Annotated in this window: 19 protein-coding genes; 12 read left to right on the top strand and 7 right to left on the bottom strand. The window is 73.3% G+C overall.

The window, feature by feature from the left end; genetic code table 11:
• The first annotated feature begins 6 nt into the window (after positions 1 to 6).
• Positions 7 to 1,842, top strand: a complete 1,836-nt coding sequence (locus ACF07S_RS11190; protein WP_391974047.1) for a glycoside hydrolase family 15 protein — start codon at positions 7 to 9, stop codon at positions 1,840 to 1,842.
• Between the two features lie 191 nt (positions 1,843 to 2,033).
• The gene (locus ACF07S_RS11185; RefSeq protein WP_391964116.1) at positions 2,034 to 2,705 is read left to right on the top strand and encodes a phosphatase PAP2 family protein; all 672 of its coding nucleotides are present in this window, start codon (positions 2,034 to 2,036) and stop codon (positions 2,703 to 2,705) included.
• Positions 2,706 to 2,937: 232 nt separating this feature from the next.
• On the opposite strand, the gene ACF07S_RS11180 is transcribed toward ACF07S_RS11185, so the two are convergent.
• Positions 2,938 to 3,714, bottom strand: a complete 777-nt coding sequence (locus tag ACF07S_RS11180; protein WP_391964117.1) for a response regulator — start codon at positions 3,712 to 3,714, stop codon at positions 2,938 to 2,940.
• 305 nt (positions 3,715 to 4,019) lie between these two features.
• On the opposite strand from ACF07S_RS11180, the gene ACF07S_RS11175 reads away from it, so the two are divergent.
• The 5 genes from ACF07S_RS11175 (at position 4,020) to ACF07S_RS11155 (ending at position 10,008) form a co-directional block, all read left to right on the top strand.
• Positions 4,020 to 5,003, top strand: coding sequence for a Bug family tripartite tricarboxylate transporter substrate binding protein (locus ACF07S_RS11175; protein ID WP_391964337.1), 984 nt, complete (start codon positions 4,020 to 4,022; stop codon positions 5,001 to 5,003).
• Positions 5,000 to 5,539, top strand: coding sequence for a tripartite tricarboxylate transporter TctB family protein (locus ACF07S_RS11170; protein WP_391964118.1), 540 nt, complete (start codon positions 5,000 to 5,002; stop codon positions 5,537 to 5,539). Before ACF07S_RS11175 ends, ACF07S_RS11170 begins: the two co-directional genes overlap by 4 nt.
• 1 nt (position 5,540) lies before the next feature.
• Positions 5,541 to 7,034: a tripartite tricarboxylate transporter permease gene (locus ACF07S_RS11165; RefSeq protein ID WP_391964119.1), complete on the top strand. Its 1,494-nt coding sequence runs from the start codon at positions 5,541 to 5,543 to the stop codon at positions 7,032 to 7,034.
• A 172-nt stretch (positions 7,035 to 7,206) separates the two neighbouring features.
• Positions 7,207 to 8,295, top strand: a complete 1,089-nt coding sequence (locus tag ACF07S_RS11160) for a GDSL-type esterase/lipase family protein (protein WP_391964120.1) — start codon at positions 7,207 to 7,209, stop codon at positions 8,293 to 8,295.
• 75 nt (positions 8,296 to 8,370) lie between these two features.
• Positions 8,371 to 10,008 (top strand): cellulase family glycosylhydrolase, encoded by a 1,638-nt coding sequence (locus ACF07S_RS11155; protein ID WP_391964121.1) that lies wholly within the window; start codon positions 8,371 to 8,373, stop codon positions 10,006 to 10,008.
• A gap of 53 nt (positions 10,009 to 10,061) precedes the next feature.
• Here ACF07S_RS11155 and ACF07S_RS11150 read toward each other — a convergent pair whose 3' ends face one another.
• Both ACF07S_RS11150 and ACF07S_RS11145 read right to left on the bottom strand, forming a co-directional pair.
• Positions 10,062 to 10,688 carry a class F sortase gene (locus tag ACF07S_RS11150; protein WP_391964122.1) on the bottom strand — a complete coding sequence of 209 codons (627 nt, stop codon included), beginning with the start codon at positions 10,686 to 10,688 and terminating at the stop codon, positions 10,062 to 10,064.
• A 190-nt stretch (positions 10,689 to 10,878) separates the two neighbouring features.
• On the bottom strand, positions 10,879 to 11,454 hold the full coding sequence (locus tag ACF07S_RS11145; RefSeq protein ID WP_391974046.1) for a hypothetical protein: 576 nt from the start codon (positions 11,452 to 11,454) through the stop codon (positions 10,879 to 10,881).
• Positions 11,455 to 11,717: 263 nt separating this feature from the next.
• Here ACF07S_RS11145 and ACF07S_RS11140 point away from each other — a divergent pair, with 263 nt between their 5' ends.
• Complete coding sequence (locus ACF07S_RS11140) at positions 11,718 to 12,881, top strand: MFS transporter (protein ID WP_391964124.1); 1,164 nt, start codon at positions 11,718 to 11,720, stop codon at positions 12,879 to 12,881.
• A 119-nt stretch (positions 12,882 to 13,000) separates the two neighbouring features.
• A complete protein-coding gene (locus tag ACF07S_RS11135) occupies positions 13,001 to 13,888 on the top strand; it encodes an SDR family oxidoreductase (protein WP_391964125.1) in 888 nt (295 codons plus the stop codon).
• A 291-nt stretch (positions 13,889 to 14,179) separates the two neighbouring features.
• Here ACF07S_RS11135 and ACF07S_RS11130 read toward each other — a convergent pair whose 3' ends face one another.
• On the bottom strand, positions 14,180 to 15,418 hold the full coding sequence (locus ACF07S_RS11130) for a geranylgeranyl reductase family protein (protein WP_391974045.1): 1,239 nt from the start codon (positions 15,416 to 15,418) through the stop codon (positions 14,180 to 14,182).
• 194 nt (positions 15,419 to 15,612) lie between these two features.
• Between ACF07S_RS11130 and ACF07S_RS11125 the strand changes: the two genes are divergently transcribed.
• Together ACF07S_RS11125 and ACF07S_RS11120 are read left to right on the top strand one after the other, a co-directional pair.
• Positions 15,613 to 16,974, top strand: coding sequence for a dipeptidase (locus ACF07S_RS11125; RefSeq protein ID WP_391964127.1), 1,362 nt, complete (start codon positions 15,613 to 15,615; stop codon positions 16,972 to 16,974).
• A gap of 75 nt (positions 16,975 to 17,049) precedes the next feature.
• Complete coding sequence (locus ACF07S_RS11120; RefSeq protein ID WP_391964128.1) at positions 17,050 to 17,832, top strand: MBL fold metallo-hydrolase; 783 nt, start codon at positions 17,050 to 17,052, stop codon at positions 17,830 to 17,832.
• 21 nt (positions 17,833 to 17,853) lie between these two features.
• On the opposite strand, the gene ACF07S_RS11115 is transcribed toward ACF07S_RS11120, so the two are convergent.
• The 3 genes from ACF07S_RS11115 to ACF07S_RS11105 form a co-directional block, all read right to left on the bottom strand.
• Complete coding sequence (locus ACF07S_RS11115; RefSeq protein ID WP_391974044.1) at positions 17,854 to 18,894, bottom strand: NUDIX domain-containing protein; 1,041 nt, start codon at positions 18,892 to 18,894, stop codon at positions 17,854 to 17,856.
• A gap of 143 nt (positions 18,895 to 19,037) precedes the next feature.
• Positions 19,038 to 19,229: a hypothetical protein gene (locus tag ACF07S_RS11110; RefSeq protein WP_391964130.1), complete on the bottom strand. Its 192-nt coding sequence runs from the start codon at positions 19,227 to 19,229 to the stop codon at positions 19,038 to 19,040.
• Positions 19,230 to 19,350: 121 nt separating this feature from the next.
• The gene (locus ACF07S_RS11105) at positions 19,351 to 20,322 is read right to left on the bottom strand and encodes an ROK family protein (RefSeq protein WP_391974043.1); all 972 of its coding nucleotides are present in this window, start codon (positions 20,320 to 20,322) and stop codon (positions 19,351 to 19,353) included.
• A 242-nt stretch (positions 20,323 to 20,564) separates the two neighbouring features.
• Here ACF07S_RS11105 and ACF07S_RS11100 point away from each other — a divergent pair, with 242 nt between their 5' ends.
• Positions 20,565 to 21,659, top strand: coding sequence for a LacI family DNA-binding transcriptional regulator (locus tag ACF07S_RS11100; protein WP_391964132.1), 1,095 nt, complete (start codon positions 20,565 to 20,567; stop codon positions 21,657 to 21,659).
• Positions 21,660 to 21,666: the final 7 nt, after the last annotated feature.

The raw sequence follows: 21,666 nt of genomic DNA, 5'->3' as shown, positions 1-21,666 counted from the left end.
GCTGCGATGGGCGGGACGACCGAGGAGCGGGACACGTTCGGGACGCGCCGGTACGTGCCCATCGCCGACCACGGGCTGATCGGCGACCTGCGCAGCGTGGCCCTGGTGGGCACGGACGGCACCGTCGACTGGTACTGCTGCCCGTCCTTCGACTCGCCGAGCGTCTTCGCCGCGATCCTGGACGCCGATCGCGGCGGCTGCTTCGAACTGGCGGCGGCCGTGCCCGCGCGCACCAGGCAGTTCTACTTCCCCGACACCAACGTCCTGATCACCCGGTTCTTCACCGAGGAGGGGCTCGGTGAGGTGCAGGACTTCATGCCTGTCGCCGACGAGCCCGTCGAGAAGAGGCGGCACCGGCTGATCCGGCGGGTGGTGTGCGTGCGCGGCTCCCTGCCGTTCCGGACCCGGGTGGCACCGCGCTTCGGCTACGGCACCCGGCCGCACACCCTGCGGCTGGACGACGGCATCGCGGTCTTCGACTCCCGGGACCTGTCCCTCGCGCTCACCTCGACCGTCCCGCTGGAGACGGACGGACCGGACGTGCGGGCCGAATTCAAACTGACCGAGGGCGAGACGGCGGTGTTCGCCCTGGACCAGGTGGGCGAGGGGGTGCCCCCGAGCCAGTGCGAGTGCGGGGAGGCGGAGAGGCAGTTCGGCGCGACGGTGGCGTACTGGAGGCGCTGGCTGTCCTCCTCGCGCTACCGGGGCCGCTGGCGGGAGATGGTGCACCGCTCCGCCCTCACGCTGAAGCTGCTCACCTACGCGCCGACCGGCGCGATCGTGGCGGCGCCGACGACCAGCCTGCCCGAGGAGTTCGGCGGGGAACGCAACTGGGACTACCGGTACGTGTGGGTGCGCGACGCGGCGTTCTGTGTGTACGCGCTGCTGCGGCTGGGCTTCGCCGAGGAGGCCGAGGCGTTCATGGGGTTCGTCTCGCGGCACATCAGCCCGGGCGACGGCAGCCCGTCGGGCCCCCTGCAGATCATGTACGGCATCGACGGCCGCACCGAACTCCCCGAGCGCGAACTGGACCACCTGGAGGGCCACCGGGGGTCGGCACCGGTCCGCATCGGCAACGCGGCGGCCGACCAGCTGCAACTGGACGTCTACGGGGCGCTGATCGACTCCGTCTACCTGTACGACAAGTGGGCCGAGCCCGTCTCCAGCGAGCAGTGGGACCATGTGACGGCACTGGTGGACTGGGTGTGCGCGCACTGGGACCAGCCCGACGAGGGCATCTGGGAGTCGCGCGGCGGACGGAGGAACTTCCTGTATTCGCGGCTGATGTGCTGGGTGGCGATCGAGCGGGCCGTCCGGATGGCCAACCGGCGCGGCCTGCCCGCCGACCTCCCGCGCTGGCAGGCGACCCGCGACACCATCTACCGGCGGATCATGAGCCGCGGCTGGTCGGCGTCGCGCCGGGCCTTCGTGCAGCACGAGGACGGCAACGTCCTGGACGCGGCGGTTCTGATGATGCCGTTGGCGAAGTTCATCGCGCCGACCGACCCCAAGTGGCTGTCCACGCTCGACTCCCTCGCCGGGGACCTGGTGTCCGACTCCCTGGTCTACCGCTACGACCCGCGGTCGAGCCCGGACGGGCTGCACGGCGACGAGGGCACCTTCTCCATCTGCTCGTTCTGGTACGTCGAGGCGCTGACCCGGGCCGGACGGCTCGACGAGGCGTCCCTGGCCTTCGAGAAGATGCTGACGTACGGCAACCATCTCGGCCTGTACGCCGAGGAGATCAGCTGCACCGGGGAACAACAGGGCAACTTCCCGCAGGCGTTCACGCATCTCGCGCTGATCAGCGCCGCGTTCAACCTGGACCGGGCGCTCGGCTGAGGCCCGGTGGCCCCGCCGCGGCGTCCGGACCGCGCGGACCCGCGGTGCGGCCGGCGCTTTCCGGACGGCCCGCGCACCGGTGGGCCGGGCCGGGCGGACCACTCGATTGGATCATGCGTACCGTGGGCACCTGGTGTTGTCCGCCCCCGGAGCGGACGCGCCACTCCACGATGCCACCGCGGGAGAGACCGATGACCGAGCCGCCCACCACCGACCAGGACGTCACCCGTCCCCTCACCGGCCCCGTGCCGCCCGCCGACGGACTGCGCAGGATCGCCTCCGCAGTGCTCGGCGATCTCAGGGCCGTGGACGGCGCCCTGTACGCGGCGGTGGCGGCCACCCCCACGCCAGCCCTGGACCGGGCACTGCGCCGCCTGTCCCACACCGCCGACCACTCCAAGATCTCGTTCGCCGTCGCCGGTGTCCTCGCACTGGGCGGGGCACGGCCGCGCCGGGCGGCGCTCGCCGGGGTCGGCGCCATCGCCGTGGCGTCGGCGTCGGCCAACCTGCTGGGCAAGCGCCTGGTCCGCAGGGCCCGCCCGGACCGGGAGGCGGCCCGGGTGACGGTGGACCGGCACGTGCCGATGCCGACGTCGGCCTCCTTCCCCTCCGGGCACACCGCGTCGGCGGTCGCGTTCGCCACGGCGGTCGGTACGGTCCTGCCCGCCGCGTCGGTGCCGCTCGGGGCGCTGGCGGGCGCGGTCGGCTACTCCCGTGTCCACACCGGTGTGCACTACCCGGGCGACGTGGCCGCGGGCGCCGTTCTCGGCATCGCCAGCGCCGCCGCCGCCCTCGCGGTGGCGGCAGCCCGCTTTCCGGCGTCCTACGCCCCCGGCCGGGCACGGTTCCTGCGGCGCCCCTGACGGACGGGGGCGGACCGCGTCGATACGGACCGGACCGGCGCCGACGGGGTGCCACGAGCGCCTGCGGCGAACGGCGGCGAACGGCCGCGGTCGCCGCCTGCGGCGCGGAGGGGACGGGCGGGGGAGGAGGAGACTCTCGGAAAGAGCTTTCCCCCGACCTGCGGCCCCGGGCGGGACCGCAGGCGGGGCCCTCCGCACCTCCACGACCCCGGCCGGGCGGCCTGCGGTCCCGCTACGCCCGCGCCTCGCCCCCCGGCCGAAGCCCGCCGACGCGCTCGCCGGCCCCGCCTCGCTGCCCCAGGAACAGGTAACGCCGCTCCGGCCGCCCCGTCGCCCCGTACCGCAGTGACACCTCGACGCTGCCGAGGGTGTGGAAGTGCTCCAGGTAGCGGCGGGCGCTGACCCGGGAGACACCGGTCAGACCGGCGCACTCGGTGGCCGACAGCGTGCCGTCGGCCTCACGCAGGACGCGCTCGATCAACCCGGCGGTCTCCGCGCTCATCCCCTTGGGGAGCACGGGCGACGGCGGCACCGCCGCCCCCGCCAGCACCCGGTCGACGTCCGCCTGCCCACGGACCACCGTGCCGAGCAGCCGGCCGCGCTGGACGGCATAGCGCTCGAGCCGCCCCCGCAGGTCCTCGAACTCGAACGGCTTGAGCAGGTAGTCGACGACCCCGTGCCGGACCGCACCGCGCACCGCGTCCGCCTCCCGGGCGGCGCTGATGACCATCACGTCGCAGTCGTGCCCGGCGGTGCGCAGCCGGGGGATGACGTCCAGACCGAAGAGATCGGGCAGATACAGGTCGAGCAGCACCAGATCGGGACGGAGTTCGTCCACGGCGGCGACGGCCTGCTCACCGGTTCCGGCGACGCCGACGACCCGGAAGACGTCGAGGCGTTCGACGTAGGCGCGGTGCACCCGGGCCACTCTGAAGTCGTCGTCGACCACGAGCACGTCGATCGTGTCGCCGCTCGCGGGCGTGGCGTGCTCGCCCCGCGTGCTGGTCATCGGTTCCGCTCCTTCCGCCACCGCGCCGGTGAGGTGGCCGGTGGCCGTGCGGGCGGACGGTCCGCCCCCGCCCCGCGCGACACGGCGTCGCACGGGTGCCGGAGCCGCCCATGATGGCGCCCACCTGCGGCCGGGGAAAGAGACGTACGCCACTGGCGCCGCCGCGCTGACGCAATGACCACAACCTCCATTGGTTCCGCAAGCGCGACAGCCCGGCGGTGCGCGGGCACCATGTGGCCCGCGTCACCCTCCCCCCACAGGGCCTGGCGTGATCCCAGACGACCGACCGACAGGTGGTGGCACTCGTGCGCCTGCGCACACCCCTCGCCCTGCTCGGGGCCGCCGTGCTCGTACTCGTGGGCCCCCCGCTGCTCACGACCGGCAGCGGCGCCGAGAGCGGCACACAGATCCCGGGCCTGCGTTTCATGGTTCCCAACACGCCCGGCGGCGGCTACGACATCACCGCCCGTACGGCCGCGAGGAACGCCGAGGACGCCGGGCTCACCCACAGCATCGAGGTGTTCAACCTGCCCGGCGCCGGCGGCACCGTGGGCCTGAGCCGGCTGGTGAACGAGCACGGCAACGGCAGGCTCGCCATGTCGATGGGGCTGGGCGTGGTCGGCGCCGTCCGCTCCAACGACGCGCCCAGGACCCTCGCGGACACCACTCCGATCGCCCGGCTCACCGAGGAGCAGGACGTCGTGGTGGTCGGCAAGGACTCCCCCTACGAGACGATCGACGACCTGATCGGCGCCTGGCAGGAGAACCCCGGCGGACTCCCGGTGGGCGGCGGCTCCTCCCCGGGCGGCCCCGACCACCTCGCGCCGATGCTGATGGCGCGGGCCGCCGGTATCGCGCCGAAGCAGGTGAACTACATCCCCTTCGACGGCGGCGGTGAACTGCTCGCCTCGATCCTCGGCGGCAAGGTCGCCTTCGGTGTCTCCGGCGTCGGTGAGTACCTCGACCAGATCAAGTCGGGTGAACTGCGGCTCCTCGCGGTCACCGGCCCGGAGCGCGTCGCCGGGCTCGACGCGCCCACGCTCCGGGAGGCGGGGTACGAGGTGAGCTTCACCAACTGGCGCGGCGTCGTCGCCCCGCCCGGTCTCAGCGACGCCGAGCGCGGCAAGCTCGTACGCCTGCTGGAGGAGCTGCACGACTCCGGGGAGTGGCGGGAGTCGATGAAGCGGAACGGCTGGGACGACGCCTTCCTGACCGGCGAGAGGTTCGGCGCGTTCCTGGACGCCGAGGACAAGCGCGTGGTCTCGGTACTGAAGGAGCTGGGACTGTGACGACACCGACCGCCGACACGACCCCGGCGCCCGCCGCCGGGCGGCGCTCCTGGCTCCGCGACCACTCCGAACTCGGCGTCAGCGTCCTGCTGCTGGCCCTGGGCGTGCTCGTGCTGACGGACGCGCTCACCATGGGCGTCGACATCACCCAGCGCGGACCCGTGGGCCCGCGGACGGTGCCGGTCGCCGTCGGCACCGGCCTGCTCGTCGTCGCCGCCCTGCTCGCGGTCGACGTGCTGCGCGGCGGCCGGGGGCAGGCCGAGACCGGCGAGGACATCGACCTGTCCGAGCCCGCCGACTGGCGCACGGTGCTCCTGCTGACCGGGGTCTTCCTCGGCGCCGCCGTGCTCATCGAGCCGGTCGGTTTCCCCGTCGCGGGCGCGCTGCTCTTCTGGGGTGCGGCCTTCGCGCTCGGCAGCCGCAGATTCGACCGCGATCCGCTCATCGCGGCGGTGGTCTCCCTGGTCACCTACGTCGTGTTCGACAACCTGCTCGGAGTGCCGCTGCCCGGTGGTCCGCTGATGGGAGTGCTGTGACGTGAACGCCTTCGACTCCCTCATGGACGGCTTCGGCACGGCCCTCACGCCGCTCAACCTGCTGTGGGCCGCCGTGGGCGTGCTGCTCGGCACCGCGATCGGCGTGCTGCCGGGCATAGGCCCGGCGATGGCGGTGGCGCTGCTGCTTCCGGTGACGTACGGGCTCGATCCGACCGGCGCGTTCATCATGTTCGCCGGGATCTACTACGGCGCCATGTTCGGCGGTTCGACCACCTCCATCCTGCTGAACACGCCCGGTGAGAGCGCCGCCGTGGTCGCGGCCATGGAGGGCAACCCCATGGCCAAGTCCGGACGCGGCGCCCAGGCCCTCGCGGCAGCCGCCATCGGGCACTTCGCGGGCGGCATGGTCGGCACGATCCTGCTGGTCGTGCTGGCGCCGACCGTCGCCGACCTCGCGGTGGACATCGGCGCCCCCGACTACTTCGCCATCATGGTGCTGGCGTTCATCGCCGTGACGTCGGTGCTCGGTTCGTCCCGGATCCGGGGCCTGGCCTCGCTGCTGATCGGCCTGACGATCGGTCTGGTGGGCCTGGACCGGATGACCGGTCAGCAGCGGCTGACCTTCGGTTCCCTGCAACTCGCCGACGGCATCGACGTGGTGATCGTCGCGGTGGGCCTGTTCGCCATCGGCGAGGCGCTGTGGGTCGCCGCCCATCTGCGGCGCAGGCCGCCCGAGCCGGTCCCGGTGGGGCGGCCGTGGCTGGGCCGCGCCGATGTGAGGCGCACCTGGAAGGCCTGGGCGCGCGGCCCGTTCATCGGCTTCCCGTTCGGCGCGATCCCGGCGGGCGGGGCGGAGATCCCGACCTTCCTGTCGTACGTCACGGAGAAGCGGCTGTCGAAGCACAAGGACGAGTGGGGCAAGGGCGCCATCGAGGGGGTCGCGGGCCCGGAGTCGGCCGCGTCGGCCTCGGCGGCGGGCACGCTGGTGTCCATGCTGACCCTGGGCCTGCCGACCACGGCGGTCGCCGCGGTGATGCTGGCCGCCTTCCAGCAGTACGGCATCCAGCCCGGCCCGCTGCTCTTCGAACGCGAGCCGGACCTGGTGTGGGGCCTGATCGCGTCGCTGTTCGTCGGCATGGTGCTGCTGCTCGCCCTGAACCTGCCGCTCGCACCGGTGTGGGCGAAGCTGCTGCGCATTCCGCGGCCGTACCTATACGCCGGGATCCTGTTCTTCGCGGCGGTGGGCGCGTACGCGGTGGGCGGTGAGGTGATCGACCTGGTGATCCTGCTGGTCATCGGCCTGATCGGCTTCGGCATGCGGCGCTACGGGCTGCCGGTGCTGCCCGCCGTCATCGGTGTCATCCTCGGGCCGGCGGCCGAACAGCAGTTGCGCCGCGCCCTGCAGATCAGCGACGGCAGTGTCACGGGCCTGGTCGACACGCCGTTCTCGGTGATCGTCTACGCGATCGTCGTCCTCCTCCTCGTCTGGCCGCTGGTGCGCAAGGCACTGCCCCGCAAGGGCGCCGGGACCTGATCGAACGCGCGATTCGCCGATCGGGGCGCGGCACGCCGAGGCCGCGCCCCGACGGCGTACGACCGGCGCGGCACCGCGACCGCAATCCGCCCAAGCTCTTGACGCGTTAATGACAACAGTGGCTTGATGGCCTCATGGGAGCGCTCCCACCTCATCCAGGGAAGGGAACACCATGCGCGGCAACCGCCTCTTGCGCTTACGCACGCTTCCGCTTCTCGGCCTGCTGGCCGCCCTCCTGCTGCCCCTCGGTGCGACGTTCGCGCCGGACGCGGCGGCGGCACCCGGGGCCGCCCCGGTGCGCATCATGCCGCTGGGCGACTCCATCACCGGTTCGCCCGGCTGCTGGCGGGCCCTGCTGTGGAACCGGCTGCTGGACGCCGGCCACACGGGCATCGACTTCGTCGGCACCCTGCCCGCACAGGGCTGCGGTGTGACGCACGACGGGGACAACGAGGGGCACGGCGGCGAACTGGTCACCAACGTGGCCGATCAGAACCTGCTTCCCGCCCGGTTGGCGGCAACCCGGCCAGACATCGTTGTCATGCACTTCGGCACCAATGACGTCTGGAGCGGCGTCTCCCCCGACCGCGTCCTCGCCGCCTACACCAGGCTCGTGGGGCAGATGCGGGCGTCCGACCCGGACACGCGGGTGCTCGTCGCCCAGATCATCCCCATGAACCCGAGCTCGTGCGCCGCCTGCGCCCAGCGCGTGACCGACCTCAACGCCCGGATCCCCGGGTGGGCCGCGGCGACGAGCACCAGCCGTTCCCCGGTGACCGTGGTCGACCAGTGGACGGGTTTCGACACGGCGACGGACACCTACGACGGTGTGCACCCGAACGCCGCGGGCAACGAGAAGATCGCCGCCCGCTGGTTCCCGGCCCTGGCCGCGGTCCTGGAGCAAGGCGTCCCGGGAGACCCCGGTGACCCGGGCGGACCCGGCACCCCCGCCTGCACCGCCTCCTTCCGGACCGTCTCCTCCTGGCAGGGCGGCCACCAGGCCGAGGTGACGGTGCGCAACACCTCCACCGCTCCCCTGGCGGGCTGGACGGTGAAGGTCGTGCCCGCTGACGGCGCCCGCGTCACCCAGGTCTGGAACGGCACACTCCGCACGGCCGCCGACGGTACGGCCACCGTCACCGACGCGGGCTGGAACGGCGCCCTCGCGCCCGGCGCGAGCGCCTCCTTCGGCCTCATCGCCACCGGCCCGGCGGCCTCCGCCTCCCCGACGGCGACCGTCGACTGCACGGCCACCTCCTGACACACGGCCACCTCCTGGCACACGGCACGGACAGACCCACCACACGGACCGTCCACCGCACCCTCTGGAGCCGTCATGAGATTCCCCGCACGCCCCTTCCCGCGAGCGGCCGGCCTCGTCGCCGCCCTCCTGGGACTCCTCCTCCCGCTGCTCGCCCTGACGCCCCCCGCCCACGCGGCGCCGACCGGCTTCCGCGTCGAGAACGGCCGGCTGCTCGAGGCCTCCGGGAACGACTTCGTGATGCGCGGTGTCAACCACGCCCACACCTGGTACGCCGACCGGATCGGCTCGCTCGCGCACATCAAGGCCAAGGGCGCCAACACCGTGCGCGTCGTCCTGTCCAGCGGCGACCGCTGGACCCGCAACGACGCCGCCGACGTCGCGAACGTGGTCGCGCAGTGCAAGCAGAACCGGCTGATCTGCGTCCTGGAGGTGCACGACACCACCGGCTACGGCGAGCAGAGCGGAGCGGTCACCCTCTCCCGCGCCGCCGACTACTGGATCGGCGTCCGAAGCGCCCTGGCCGGCCAGGAGGACTACGTCATCGTCAACATCGGCAACGAGCCGTACGGCAACACCGGCTACACCGGCTGGACTGCCGACACCAAGGCGGCCATCCGGAAGCTGCGCGACGCCGGCTTCGACCACACCCTGATGGTCGACGCCCCGAACTGGGGTCAGGACTGGGCGTTCACCATGCGCGACAACGCGCCCTCGGTCTTCGCCGCGGACCCGGACGCCAACACGGTCTTCTCCATCCACATGTACGGCGTGTTCGACACCGCCGCCGAGATCAGCGACTATCTGGGCCGCTTCGTCGCCGCGAAACTCCCCATCGTGGTCGGCGAGTTCGGGCACGACCACTCCGACGGCAACCCCGACGAGGACACCATCCTGGCCGTCACCCAGCAGCTCCGCCTCGGCTACCTCGGCTGGTCGTGGAGCGGCAACGGCGGCGGGGTCGAGTACCTGGACATGGTCACGGACTTCGATCCCGCCCGGCCGACCAGCTGGGGGCAGCGCCTCTTCAACGGCGCCAACGGCATCGCCGCCACCGCGCGGGAAGCGGCGATCTACTCATCCGGATCCGGCGGCGACACCACGGCACCGACCGCTCCGGGCACCCCGGCCGCCTCGGCGGTCACCGCCTCGTCCGCGACCCTCGCCTGGGGCGCCGCCACCGACGCGAACGGTGTCACGGGCTACGACGTCGTGCGGATCAGCGGGGGCGCGGAGTCCGTCGTCACCACGACGACCACCCCCACCGCCACCGTCACCGGCCTCACCGCGAACACCTCCTACACCTTCGCCGTCTACGCCCGGGACGCCGCCGGCAACCGCTCGCAGCGCTCCGCCGCGGTGACCGTCACCACGTCCTCCGGCGGAGCGACGGGAGGCTGCGAGGTCGGCTACCGGGTGACGGGCGAGTGGCCCGGCGGCTTCCAGGGCGAGGTCACGGTGCGCAACACCGGGGCTTCGGGGGTCGACGGGTGGACGCTGCGCTGGACCTTCCCCGCCGGCCAGCGGATCACCAACATGTGGGGCGGCACCCCGGCCCAGAGCGGTGCCGAGGTCAGCGTCGCCTCCGCCTCGTACACCGCGGCGATCCCGGCGTCCGGCTCGGTCACCCTCGGCTTCACGGGCACGCGGGCCGGCTCGAACCCCGTCCCCACGGCGTTCAGCCTGAACGGCGCCGGCTGCTCCGTGGCCTGAGGGACGTGCTGCCCGGAGGGTCCCTCCCCCTTCCGGGCAGCCACCGGGCCGGATCAGACGAGGCGGGCGAAGACCACCAGGTTCTCGGTGTAGTCCTTGGCGGCACGGTCGTACTCCCCCGCGCAGGTGATGAGCCGGACCTGGGCGTCGGGGGTGTCGGCGTACACGCGCTCGTCGGGGAAGTCGTCCTTGGCGAAGGACTCCGTCTCGTCCACCACGAACGTCGCCGTGCTGCCGTCCTCGCGCAGCACCCGGAAACGGTCCCCCTTGTCCAGTTCGCCCAGGCGCGCGAAGACGGCCGGGGACGTCGCCGTGTCCACGTGCCCGGCGATGATCGCCGTCCCGCGTTCCCCCGGGGAGACGCCCTTGGCGTACCAGCCGACCAGGTTGGTGTGGTGCGGCGGCGGGGGCTCGAGCTGGCCCTTGCCGTTGAGCGCGAGGCCGGTGAAGGGGGCGTCGACGTCGATGTCGGGGACGAGCAGCCGGGTCGGCTCGGACCGCGGCAGGTGTCTGCCTCTCGGTTCGCCGGCGGCCGGGGAGCTCGCGGCGGGACCGGACGGCGCGGCGGACACCGCGGGAGGGGCGTGCGGTCCGTGGGCGTCGTCGGCCGGGTCCTCGGCGCCGCCCAGCAGCGTCGTGGCCAGCACCAGGCCGGTCCCGCTCCAGAAGACCGCCGTCATGACGGCGCGCAGTCTCCGCCTCATCGGCGACGCCGGACCGGTTTCGAGGGGTGAAGGGGGGCTGGCTGCCATCGGGGGAACCACCTCATTCGGGCACGGCAGCGGGTACGGCACACGAGGGAGCGGGCGGGGCCGTCATGGCGCGCGAGGCGCGCACGACGGCCCCGGCCGCTATGACGCCGGGCACGGCTCAGGCCATGTCCCCGGAGACCTTCTTGCGGCGCAGCGCGTACGCGCCGGTGCCGAGCACCGCGAGTGCGGCCAGACCGCCCGCGGTGACACCGGGCTCGGCGAGGCCACCGCCGCCGGTGTGCACTCCGCCGCGCGGCTTGTCGTGGTTCCACTCCTTGTCCTGCTTGCCGCTGTAGGACTCCTCGCTCTGCGAGTCGCCCTTGTCCTTGTAGGTCCCGGAGTCGTGCTTCGGGTCCTTGGCGCTGCCCCAGTCCTCTTCGTCGGCGCCGGTCAGGGCCCCGCCACCCGTGTGCATCCCGCCGTGCGGCTTGTCGTGCTTCCCCTTCTCCTCCTGCTCCTCGCCGTACGAGGACTTGTCGTGACCCTCGCCACCACCGACGACGGCCAGGGCCCCACCACCCGTGTGCATCCCGCCGTGCGGCTTGTCGTGCTTCCCCTTCTCCTCCTGCTCCTCGCTGTACGAGGACTTGTCGCGGCCCTCGTCACCGGCGTGATCGGCGTGGGCCACGGGCGCGGCGATGGCGAGGGCCGCCGTGGCCGTCGCAGTGGCGAGCACCATGCGGGCAGAGCGCATCTGAGCATCCTTCCGCGGAGGCCGGGCAGCTGACGTCTCGTCAGCACGGTTGTCCCGTTCTCCGGCATGGTCCACCGTTGGTCATGCCGCGCGGTCCCACCATCCGGGGCGGTCACACGGGTTACGCCGTCACTCCCATGGAGCGCACCGGCCGCGCCCCACCGCCGCCCCGCCCGCCTCCCTCCGGCTCCCTTGCCCGGGCCTCCGCGTCCGCCTAGCCTGCTTTTGTGCCGTTGACAAACAAAACCCGATCGCACCCTGTGGTGCCGGGTCCCGGCCTCGTCCGGCTCCGTCTCGCCCTGACCGCCTTCTTCGCCCTCGACGGTTTCGTCTTCGCCGGCTGGGTGGTGCGCATTCCGGCCGTCAAGGAGCAGACCGGCGCCTCCGCGAGCGCCCTCGGTCTCGCCCTGCTCGGCGTCTCCGCCGGGGCGGTCGTCACCATGACGTTCACCGGCCGCCTGTGCCGGCGGTACGGCAGTCACCCGGTCACCGTGGTCTGCGCGGTCCTGCTCTGCCTCAGCGTCGGCCTGCCCCCGCTGACGCACTCGGTCGTCCCGCTCGGCGCCGTGCTGCTGCTGTTCGGCGCGGCGTACGGCGGCATCAACGTCGCGTTCAACAGCGCCGCCGTCGATCTGGTGGCCGCGCTGGGCCGGCCCGTCATGCCCAGCTTCCACGCCGCGTTCAGTCTGGGCGGCATGATCGGCGCGGGACTGGGCGCCCTGGTCGCCGGTTCCCTCTCACCGACCCGGCATCTGTGGGGGCTCGCCGTCGTCGGGCTGCTGGTCACGGCCGTCGCGGGGCGCTCGCTCCTGCGGTGCGAGCCGCCGGTCCCGGCGGGCGGGGGGCGGCCCGAGCGGGGCGCTCCGCGCCGGCCGGACCGCCGGACCCGCGCACTGGTGATCGTCTTCGGGCTCATCGCGCTGTGCACGGCGTACGGCGAGGGGGCGCTGGCCGACTGGGGCGCGCTCCACCTGGAGCAGGACCTGGGCGCCTCGCCGGGCGCGGCGGCCGTCGGGTACGCGTGCTTCGCGCTCTGCATGACGATCGGGCGGCTCACCGGTACGACGCTGCTCGAGCGGCTGGGCCGGACCCGCACCGTGCTCGCGGGCGGCTCCACCGCGGCGGCCGGGATGCTGCTCGGCGCGCTCGCGCCCTCCCTGTGGGCGGCCCTGCTCGGATACGCGGTGACCGGCATCGGGCTGGCCAATCTCTTTCCCGTGGCCATCGAGCGGGCGGGTGCCCTCGCGGGCCCCGGCGGGGTGGCGACCGCCTCCACCCTGGGCTACGGCGGCATGCTCCTGGGGCCCCCGGCGATCGGCTTCATGGCGGACTGGTTCAGCCTTCCGGCCGCCCTGACCAGCGTGGCGGTGCTGGCCGCGCTCGCCACCGTCATCGGCTTCGCGACGCGTCACGTGACCGCCGGCTGAGCAGCCCCGCCTCCGCGGTTCTCCGGCCGGCCGGATCATTCGCCGACGGCAGGGTACCCGGGTGCCCGGTGGCCGCCGGTCCCTCACCGGCGGACGCCGAGCCAGAGAGCCCACGGAGCATGGGAGAGACCGTGACCGAGCAGAACCCCGCCGAGCGGCACCCGACCCCCGATTTCCCCTCCCAGGACCAGCCGCATCCCGGCTGGACCGGTCCCATGGACCCGCCGCCGGACCACGGTGAGGAGTCCTACCGGGGCAGCGGCCGGCTGGCCGGCCGCAAGGCCCTGATCACCGGCGGGGACTCCGGAATCGGCCGGGCGGTCGCCCTGGCGTTCGCCCGCGAGGGCGCCGACGTGATCTTCACGCACCTGGACAGCGAGAAGGACGACGCCGCCGAGACCGTGCGGTGGGTGGAGGAGGCCGGCCGGCGGGCCGTGCCCGTCGAGTGCGACATCCGGGAGGAGGAGAACTGCCGGGCGCTGGTCGACCGCGCGGTCTCCGAGTTCGGCCGGATCGACATCCTGGTGAACAACGCGGCGTACCAGATGTCACAGCCCGACGGCATCGAGGCGATCTCCACCGAGCAGTTCGACCGGGTGATGCGGACCAACCTGTACGGCATGTTCTGGCTGTGCAAGCTGGCCCTGCCGCACATCCCGGAAGGCGGCAGCATCATCAACTCCACGTCCGTCCAGGCCTACAAGCCGAGCCCGCACCTGCTGGACTACGCGACCACGAAGGGCGCCATCGTCACGTTCACCCAGGGGCTGGCGCAGATGCTGATCGAGCGGGGCATCCGGGTCAACGGCGTGGCGCCGGGACCGGTGTGGACGCCGCTGATCCCGGCGACCATGCCGGACACCCAGGAGTTCGGCAAGCAGGCGCCCATCGGGCGGCCGGCCCAGCCGGCCGAGATGGCTCCGGCCTACGTCTTCCTCGCCTCCCAGGAGGCGTCGTACATCACCGCCGAGATCGTCAACGCCACGGGCGGGACCCCGCTGCCGTAGCGCCGGGGCGGGTGGTCCGTACGGCACGCTCCCCCGTGGACACTGCCCGGTTTCTTCGGACCCCGGGGAAACCGGGACGGCTGCCGGTGGCGATCACCCGTACGCCCCGCGGAGTACGTCCGCCGGCGCGCCGTGACCAGCGGGGCGCCCTCACCGGGGAGGGTGCCGGGCAGGCGACCGTCCCGGACGGGAATCCGGCCGCACGGCACTGCGGGCAGGGCGGCGCGGAGCCGGACGGCCGGGCCGCCGGGGAGCCGCGCCGCCCCGGCCGTCCGGTCTGCCGGACCGCGGTCAGGAGCCGGCCCCGTCCGTCGCCTCCGCGGGGCGCCGGTCCAGTGCCATCAGGGCGCGGTGGGCCAGCGGGTGGGTGCGGACCAGCTCGCCGAGCGACGTCGAACCGCGCGTGATGTCCCTGAACGCGTTCCAGGCCGGGCGGAAACCGGTGAGGACCGCGTGGAAGACCCCGGGACGCCGTTCGAACGCGGCCAGCATCCGCTTACCGACGCTCATCTCCACGCCGAGGCCCGCCTTGACGGCGAAGGCGTAGTTCAGCGCCTGCCGGCGCGCGTCCACGGCGTCGTGCGCCTCGGCGATCCGCACCGCCCACTCCCCCGCCAGTCGGCCCGAGCGCAGTGCGAAGGAGATGCCCTCGCGGGTCCACGGCTCCAGCAGCCCGGCCGCGTCCCCGCACACCAGCACCCGCCCGCGCGACAGCGGGGAGTCCTCGGCGCGGCAGCGGGTCAAGTGGCCCGAGGAGATGCTCGGTTCGAAGCCGGCGAGGCCGAGCCGTCCGATGAAGTCCTCCAGGTACCGCTTGGTCGCGGCGCCTTCACCGCGCCGCGAGATCACCCCGACGGTCAGCGTGTCGCCCTTGGGGAAGACCCAGCCGTAACTGCCCGGCATGGGGCCCCAGTCGATGAGCACCCGTCCCCTCCAGTCCTCGGCGACGGTCTCCGGGACCGGGATCTCCGCCTCCAGGCCGAGGTCGACCTGGTCGACCTTGACCCCGACGTGTGCTCCTATCCGGCCCGCGCTGCCGTCCGCGCCGACCACGGCCCGCGCGAGCACCGTCTCACCGCCCTGCAGGACGAGGGCGACCGTGCGCCGGTCCGGTACGGCGGAGCCGTGCTGCTCGACCCGCTGCACGGCCACGCCGGTGCGCAGCTCGGCGCCCGCCTTCTGCGCGTGCTCCACCAGCTGCTGGTCGAACTCGGGCCGGTTGATCAGTCCGAACAGCATCTGCCGGGAGCGGCGGGTACGGCTGAAGCGGCCGTTGTTCGAGAACGTCACCGCGTGCACCCGGTCCTTGAACGGGAGCTCGAAACCGGGAGGCAGCGCGTCGCGCGAGGGTCCGATGATGCCGCCGCCGCAGGTTTTGTAGCGGGGCAGCTCCGCCTTCTCCAGCAACAGCACGCGCCGCCCCGCGACCGCCGCCGCGTAGGCGGCCGACGCCCCCGCGGGTCCCGCGCCCACCACGACGACGTCCCACACCTGTTGCACGTCGTCCGCCGAAGAGTTCTCGCTGCTCACGATGGTCTACTGCTCCCGATCCAGCCGCCTGCCGCTGTTGTCCCTCCGCATCCTACGGCGGCGGTCACCGTGGGCCGCTGTGGGAGGATCGGCGGCGTGAGTGCCTCGTACACGGGTCCTCACGCACACCGCACGATCATCTCGTACGAAGAAGTACGCGGAAGTACAACGTCGCACCCACAAGGAGCGTGCCCATGCCGTCGAATCCGGTCGCCGCGACCGTCGCCTCGCTGATGCCCAGGGCACAGGAGGAGCTCACCGAGCTGGTGGCCTTCAAGTCGGTGGCGGACTTCGGCCAGTTCCCGCGCGAGGAGAGCGAGGGCGCGGCACGCTGGATCGCGAACGCGCTGACCGCCGAGGGTTTCCGGGACGTGGCGCTGCTGGACACCCCGGACGGCACCCAGTCGGTGTACGGCTACCTGCCGGGCCCGCAGGGTGCGAAGACCGTGCTGCTGTACGCGCACTACGACGTGCAGCCGCCGCTGGACGAGTCGGGCTGGACCACCCCGCCCTTCGAGCTGACCGAGCGGGACGGCCGCTGGTACGGGCGCGGGGCCGCCGACTGCAAGGGCGGCGTCCTCATGCACCTGCTGGCGCTGCGCGCGCTGAAGGCCGACGGCGGCGTCCCGGTGCACGTCAAGGTGATCGTGGAGGGCTCGGAGGAGCAGGGCACCGGCGGTCTGGAGCGGTACGCCGAGGAACACCCGGAGCTGCTGGAGGCCGACGCCGTCGTCATCGGCGACGCGGGCAACTTCCGCGTCGGGCTGCCGACGGTCACCTCCACCCTGCGCGGCATGACGCTGGTGCGGGTGCGGATCGACACCCTGGAGGGCAACCTGCACTCCGGCCAGTTCGGCGGGGCCGCGCCCGACGCGCTGGCCGCGCTGGTGCGCGTGCTGGACTCGTTGCGCGCCGAGGACGGCTCCACCACCGTCGACGGGCTGAGCGGTGACTGCGCCTGGGACGGACTGCAGTACGACGACGCGCGGTTCCGCGAGGACGCCAAGGTGCTCGACGGGGTGGAACTGATCGGTTCGGGCACCGTCGCCGACCGCATCTGGGCGCGCCCGGCGGTCACCGTGCTCGGCATCGACTGCCCGCCGGTGGTCGGCGCCACGCCGTCCGTGCAGGCCAGCGCCCGTGCGCTGGTCAGCCTGCGGGTGCCGCCGGGCGTCGACGCGGCCGAGGCGACCCGGCTGCTCCGGGCGCACCTGGAGTCCCGTACGCCGTGGGGCGCGCGGGTCGTCACCGAGCAGATCGGTCAGGGCCAGGCGTTCCGCGCGGACACCACCAGTCCCGCCTACCGGGCCATGGCCGACGCCATGGCGGTCGCGTACCCGGGCCAGGAGATGCAGTACGCCGGTCAGGGCGGCTCGATCCCGCTGTGCAACACCCTCGCCTCCCTCTACCCGAAGGCGGAGATCCTGCTCATCGGCCTGAGCGAGCCGGAGGCGCGGATCCACGCGGTGGACGAGAGCGTGTCCCCCGGGGAACTGGAGCGGCTGTCGGTCGCGGAGGCGCTGTTCCTGCGCGCCTACGCGTCCGGCGCGAGCTGACCGCGGGCCGGTCCGCCGCTCTGCCGTCGGCAGAACGGCCGTCCGCGGCCGGGGGCCCGTCCGTACGGTCGTGCCATGGACGTCATCGCGCTCTCCCCCCGTCTGCACCTCCTGCGTTTCCCGGTCGGCCAGGCCTACCTGTGGGACGACGGCCCTGCGGGGCGGGACGGGGGGCTGACGCTGGTCGACGCCGGCCCGGCGGGCTCCGCCGCGCCGATCGCCGAGGCCCTGACCGCCCTCGGGCGGCACCCGCACGACGTACGCCGCATCGTGCTCACCCACTTCCACGAGGACCACGCGGGCGGGGCCGCCGAGGTGGCGGCGCTCACCGGCGCGGAGGTGCTGGCCCACCGGCTGGACGCGCCGCACGTACTCGGTGAGGTGCCCGGTCCGCCACCGGCGTTCGAGGACTGGGAGCGTCCCCTGCACGAGCGGGCGGTACGGCTCCTGCCGCCGCCCGACTTCGAACACCCCGCGCGGGTCACGGAGTTGCGCGACGGCGATGTCCTCGATCTGGGCGACGGGGCGCGCGTCGTACACGTCCCGGGGCACACCCGCGGCAGCATCGCACTCCATCTGCCCCTGCACGGCGTGCTGTTCACCGGGGACACGGTCGCCGCCTCGCCCGTGGACGGCACCGTGATGCCGGGCGTGTTCAACCTCGACCGGAACCAGGTCCTCGCCGCCTGCCGCCGGCTGGCCGCGCTCGACGTGGAGGTGGCCTGCTTCGGCCACGGGGATCCGGTGACCGCGCGGGCGGACCGGGCGCTGCGTGCGGCGGCGGAGAGGGAGACGGACGCGCGTCCCGGCGACGCGGACGCGGACGACGGGGGCACGGGGGGCGCGGCGGACCGCTGAGCGGCGGCCGCCGCTCCGGCCTCACCCGACCGGCACTCCGGCCTCCAGATACATCGCCTTCCCGCGTTCCCGGGCCCGTAGTGCCCTGCGCAGCCGTTCGTAGCGGACGGGAGGCAGCAGGTCGGCGGCCTCGGCCTCGGACACGAAACGCCAGCCGCGCAGTTCCGGACCGGGCAGCAGCAGGCGTCCGGCCTCCGCGGAGTCGAGGCGGCCGCCGTCGAAGAGCAGGCGCAGGCCGCCGAAACGGGGCGGCGCCGGCGGTTCCCAGTCCACGACCAGGAGCGCGGGTACGTCGTCGAGACGGATCCCGGTCTCCTCGGCGACCTCGCGCATGCCCGCACGCGCGGGTGCCTCACCGCGTTCCACGACCCCGCCCGGGAACTCCCAGCCCGGCTTGTAGGTCGGGTCGACGAGCAGCACCCGGTCCTGCTCGTCGAAGAGGAGGACACCGGCGGCGACCGTCTCGGCGGTGGGCTCGGGGGTCTGCACGATGTCGCAGGCGGGCACCTCCCCGCTGCCGACCGCCTCGGCGATCCGCAGGGCGGCGGCGAAGGGGGTGAGGACCCCGGTGTCGATCGGGTAGGCGTCGGAGGTGAGCCAGGCGGCGAGGGCCGTCTTGTACGGCTCGATGTGGTCGTACGACCATTGCCGGACGCGTATCTCGCCGTCGGGGAGGTCCGCGGGGATCTCGCGGGTGGCTATTCGCTCACGCAAAATCGTTTCCGCCGGAGCCAGGAGGACGTGCCTGACCGGGATCCTGCGGGCGGCGAGGCCGCCGAAGATCTCGTCGCGGTGCTCCTGGCGCAGCAGGGTCATGGGGACCACGAGGGTCCCGCCCAGCTCGGCGAGCATCGCGGCCGCGGTGTCGATCACGAGTCGTCGCCAGATCGGAAGGTCCTGGAAGTCGCCGACCTCGGCGAGGCGCTTGGGCGGAAGCAGCTGGTCCAGTGCTCCGCCGACCACCTCGGGGTCGAAGAGTGTGCTGTTCGGGATCAGCTCGATCAGTTCGCGCGCGGTGGTGGACTTCCCCGCACCGAACGCGCCGTTGATCCAGACGATCACGGTTCCCCCTCTTCCGTCGGCCCCCTGTGGCTTGCCCGCTCCACCCTGCCACGGAAACCAGCTTCAGTTGAGAGCGCGTGACAGCGGCGCCGGTGCCCTCTCGTCGAGGGCGCCGGCGCCGCACGGCACGGCCGGGGGACGCGTCAGGCCCTGTCCTCCCGGGAAACGTCCAGGACCAGGGTGTTGTCCTCGGCGACGGTCCGGTCGAGGGTGCTGACGGTGTCGTCGACCTCGAGACCGCCGAGGCCCTCGCCCAGCGCGTGGGACGGGGTGACCGCCGCGACGACGAAGCCGGTGGCGAGGGAGGCGATGGCGAGCATGCTGCGCTTCTTCATGCCCGGCCCAACTGCCGAGAAGGCCGTCGGGTCACGCACGGATTCCCGCGCACCGCCCGTCGGTCCGGCCGACCGCGCCCGGACGGACACCGTCGGCCCGCCGACTGCCCGGCGCCCCGCCTCACACTCCCGCGACCGCCGCGTCCGTGCTCGTACTCGTGCTCGTGCTCGTCGCCAGCGCCGCCGCCGCGGCGCCCACCAGGCCGGCGTCGGTGCCCGTCTGCGCCGGTGCCACCGCGAGGCGCTGGACGAAGGACAGCGTCGCGTACTGGGCCAGGGCCCGGCGCAGCGGGGCGAAGAGGACCTCGCCCGCCTTGCCCACGCCGCCGCCGATCACCGCGATGTCGATCTCGACGAGCGTCGCGGTGGCCGCGATGCCCGCGGCCAGCGCCCTGGCCGCCCGTTCGAAGGACGCCACGGCCACCGCGTCCCCGGCGCGGGCGGCGGCCGCCACCGCGGCGGCGGAGGTGTCGCCGTCCGGACCGGGCCGCCAGCCGTTCTCCAGGGCTCGCCGGGCGATGTTGGGGCCGCTCGCGATGCGCTCCACACAGCCGCGCGAGCCGCACGGGCACACGTCGCCGTCGAGGTCCACGCTGATGTGGCCGATGTGGCCGGCGTTCCCGGTGGGCCCGGGGTGCAGCCGGCCGCCGAGTACCAGGCCGCCGCCCACCCCGGTGGAGACCACCAGGCACAGCGCGTTGTCGTGGCCGCGGGCGGCGCCCTGCCAGTGTTCGGCGGCCGTGATGGCCACGCCGTCGCCGATCAGCTCCACGGGCAGACCCCCGGCCGCGGCGCGGACCCGGGCGACGAGCGGGTAGTCCCGCCAGCCGGGCACGTTGACCGGGCTCACCGTGCCGGCGGAGGCGTCCACGGGACCGGCGCTGCCGATGCCCACCGCGCCGACGCGCTGCCACAGCGGGGACGAGGCGAGGTCACCGAGCACCGTCTCGACCGCCCTCATCACGGTCTCGCCGTCCTCCTGGGCGGGCGTCGGCCGCTGGGCGCGGCCCAGGATGCGGCCCCGGCGGTCCACCAGCGCGCCGGCGATCTTGGTGCCGCCGATGTCGAGCGCAGCCACGAGGTCGGTGTGCATCAGCGTCGGATCTCCCCGTCGAACATCGGAAACATCAGAAAAACATCAAGAACATCAAGAACATCAAAAACCACGAGAAAGTACCGGGAACGACCACGTGCGACCAGGAGGCAACACGTGGAGCACGGACAACGGCCCATCGAGCGGTGCGGTCCGGGCCGGAGTGTGCGTGGGACAGTGTCTCCTGACCTTGACAACGTTGTCCAGGCTCTATGCTCGACGCCACATCCTCATACAACCCCATGGACCAGCGCATCCCCGTGGACGACAGGACAGGACACCGCACCGTGCCGGAGACGACCCGCCGCACCGAACGCCCCCCAGGGAACCGTTACGGCAACCGTCCGACGATGAAGGACGTGGCCGCGCGCGCCGGGGTCGGGCTCAAGACGGTCTCCCGGGTGGTCAACAGCGAAGCCGGTGTCACGCCGGAGACGGAGCGCCGTGTCCAGGAGGCGATCGAGGCACTGGGCTTCCGGCGCAACGACAGCGCCCGGGTGCTGCGCAAGGGCCGCACCGCGAGCATCGGCCTGGTCCTGGAGGACCTCGCGGACCCGTTCTACGGACCGCTGAGCCGGGCGGTCGAGGAGGTGGCCCGCGCGCACGGCGCCCTGCTGATCAACGGCTCCAGCGCGGAGGACGCCGACCGGGAGCAGGAACTGGTGCTGGCGCTGTGCGCCCGCCGGGTGGACGGGCTGGTGGTGATCCCGGCCGGCGACGACCACCGGTATCTGGAACCCGAGATCAAGGCGGGGGTCGCCACCGTCTTCGTGGACCGCCCGGCCGGGCACATCGACGTGGACGTCGTCGTGTCGGACAACTACGGCGGCGCCCGCGACGGTGTCAGCCACCTCATCGCGCACGGACACCGCAGGATCGGCTTCATCGGCGACATGCCCCGCATCCACACCGCGGCCGAACGGCTGCGCGGCTACCGGACCGCCATGGAGGACGCGGGCATACCGGTGGCGGACTCCTGGATGTCGCTGGGCGTCACCGGGCCGGAGCGGGTGCGCCGGGCGGCCGAGGAGATGCTCTCCGGCCCGGACCCGGTCACCGCGATCTTCACGGGCAACAACCGGGTGACGGTGACGGTCATCCGGGTGCTGAGCGAGCACGCGCGCCCGGTCGCCCTGGTCGGCTTCGACGACATCGAGCTCGCCGATCTCCTCCAGCCGGGTGTCACGGTCGTCGCCCAGGACGCGGCGGCCATCGGCCGGACGGCCGCCGAGCGTCTGTTCCGCCAGCTGGACGGCACCCTGCTCACCCCGGAGCGCATCGAGATCCCCACCCGGCTGATCACCCGGGGTTCGGGCGAGCTGCCCCCGGCGCACTGAGCGCGGG

It is taken from the genome of Streptomyces sp. NPDC016640 (assembly GCF_043076215.1).
Lineage (GTDB): Bacteria > Actinomycetota > Actinomycetes > Streptomycetales > Streptomycetaceae > Streptomyces.
Note: the sequence above shows the minus strand (reverse complement) of the source record. Positions and strands in the feature narration are given on the sequence as shown.

Coding starts and splice junctions, on each gene's coding strand:
- ACF07S_RS11190 (WP_391974047.1), top strand. CDS start 7: ATGGGCGGGACGACCGAGGAGCGGGACACGTTCGGGACGCGCCGGTAC.
- ACF07S_RS11185 (WP_391964116.1), top strand. CDS start 2,034: ATGACCGAGCCGCCCACCACCGACCAGGACGTCACCCGTCCCCTCACC.
- ACF07S_RS11180 (WP_391964117.1), bottom strand. CDS start 3,714: ATGACCAGCACGCGGGGCGAGCACGCCACGCCCGCGAGCGGCGACACG.
- ACF07S_RS11160 (WP_391964120.1), top strand. CDS start 7,207: ATGCGCGGCAACCGCCTCTTGCGCTTACGCACGCTTCCGCTTCTCGGC.
- ACF07S_RS11155 (WP_391964121.1), top strand. CDS start 8,371: ATGAGATTCCCCGCACGCCCCTTCCCGCGAGCGGCCGGCCTCGTCGCC.
- ACF07S_RS11150 (WP_391964122.1), bottom strand. CDS start 10,688: ATGACGGCGGTCTTCTGGAGCGGGACCGGCCTGGTGCTGGCCACGACG.
- ACF07S_RS11145 (WP_391974046.1), bottom strand. CDS start 11,454: ATGCGCTCTGCCCGCATGGTGCTCGCCACTGCGACGGCCACGGCGGCC.
- ACF07S_RS11135 (WP_391964125.1), top strand. CDS start 13,001: ATGGGAGAGACCGTGACCGAGCAGAACCCCGCCGAGCGGCACCCGACC.
- ACF07S_RS11125 (WP_391964127.1), top strand. CDS start 15,613: ATGCCGTCGAATCCGGTCGCCGCGACCGTCGCCTCGCTGATGCCCAGG.
- ACF07S_RS11120 (WP_391964128.1), top strand. CDS start 17,050: ATGGACGTCATCGCGCTCTCCCCCCGTCTGCACCTCCTGCGTTTCCCG.
- ACF07S_RS11110 (WP_391964130.1), bottom strand. CDS start 19,229: ATGAAGAAGCGCAGCATGCTCGCCATCGCCTCCCTCGCCACCGGCTTC.
- ACF07S_RS11105 (WP_391974043.1), bottom strand. CDS start 20,322: ATGCACACCGACCTCGTGGCTGCGCTCGACATCGGCGGCACCAAGATC.
- ACF07S_RS11100 (WP_391964132.1), top strand. CDS start 20,565: ATGGACCAGCGCATCCCCGTGGACGACAGGACAGGACACCGCACCGTG.